At 76.7% G+C, this 1234-nt stretch carries 1 protein-coding gene and 1 pseudogene; both read right to left on the minus strand.

Annotation, left to right across the window (positions count from 1 at the left end; genetic code table 11):
• Window positions 1-449 (minus strand): annotated as a pseudogene (locus tag KK617_RS18640) (hypothetical protein); the annotation flags it as partial.
• Between the two features lie 55 nt (window positions 450-504).
• Window positions 505-1234: TerD family protein (locus KK617_RS18645; protein WP_277501681.1), on the minus strand; the 730-nt coding region annotated here is incomplete at its 5' end.

The following is a 1234-nucleotide window of genomic DNA, read 5'->3' on the forward strand; positions in this document are numbered from 1 at the left end:
GGGGGCGGTGGGGCAGGCGCGGCGGGCGCCACCGGGCCGACGGGGACGCCGTGGAGCGCCTCGACGGCGGCAGGGCCCCCGCCGTACGCCCGCCCGAGGGCGCGGACCTTCCACCCGTCGCCGCGGCGGTAGAGCTCGACGACCGCCACGGCCGCGCCCGGGCCCACCGGCGCGGGCACGAAGCGCACGACCCCCACCCCGCGGCCGTCCAGCAGCTCGGCGGTCGCGGCCACCCCGTCCAGCGCCGTCACCATCACGGTGGTCACCGCGGCCGGCAGCCCCGCGAGGTCGAGGCCGACCGAGCCGCGCCCCGAACCCAGCGGCTGCCCGAGGACGGCGCGCCCGTCGGGCCCGAGCGGGAGGGCGACGAGGGCCGCGCCGGGCAGCTCGACGGCGCACCACGGGGAGCCCCAGACCGTGTTCTGGCCGGCCACCAGGGTCTCGGTCACCTCGGCGCTCCTCGGGGTGGTCGGGGTCGTCGGGGTCGGGCGGCCCGCAGGCCGCTCAGAGGTACTTCGTCAGGCCGGGGATCGCCTCGCCCGGGACCTTCGCATTGAATCCGTCACCGATGGCCTGCATCTTCCAGCCGCCGCCCTCGCGGAACACGCGCGCCATGGCCATGGCCGTGAACGGCATGCCCCCGGCCAGCGTGAAGCGGGCGAGCTCCCCGTCGGCCTGGTCGACGAGGCGGCAGAACGCGTTCTGCACCTGCTCGAAGGTCTGGCCGGAGTAGCTGGTGACGATGAAGACCAGGTTGTCGACGTGCACCGGCACGCGCGTGAGGTCGACGAGGATCGTCTCGTCGTCGCCGGAGCCGTCGCCGGTGCGGTTGTCGCCCTGGTGCTGCACCGAGCCGTCACGGGTGACGAGGTTGTTGTAGAACGCCAGGTCCACCGGCTGCTGCCCCGCGAAGAGCACGACGGAGGCGTCGAGGTCGATGTCGACCTCGCGCGAGCCGAAGATGCCGCCCTTCCGGATCGGGTCCCAGCCCAGGCCCATGCGGACCACCGTGAGGGCCTGCCCGCCGTCCTTCGTCAGCCGGACCCGCTGGCCCTTCTGCAGCGACACCGGGGCGCCCTTGCGGAGGCTGACCTCGCCGCCCTGACCGCCCGGAGCACCGGGCTGGCCGGCGGGCTGTCCGGCGGGCTGGCCGCCGCCGTACGCCGGGGCGGGCGGCGTCGGCGACCCGCCCCACGACGGGGCGGCGGGGGGCGCCGACGGGGGCGGGGTGGGC

Origin of the sequence: Nocardioides sp. ChNu-99, assembly GCF_029493445.1 — a bacterium.
GTDB lineage: Bacteria > Actinomycetota > Actinomycetes > Propionibacteriales > Nocardioidaceae > Nocardioides.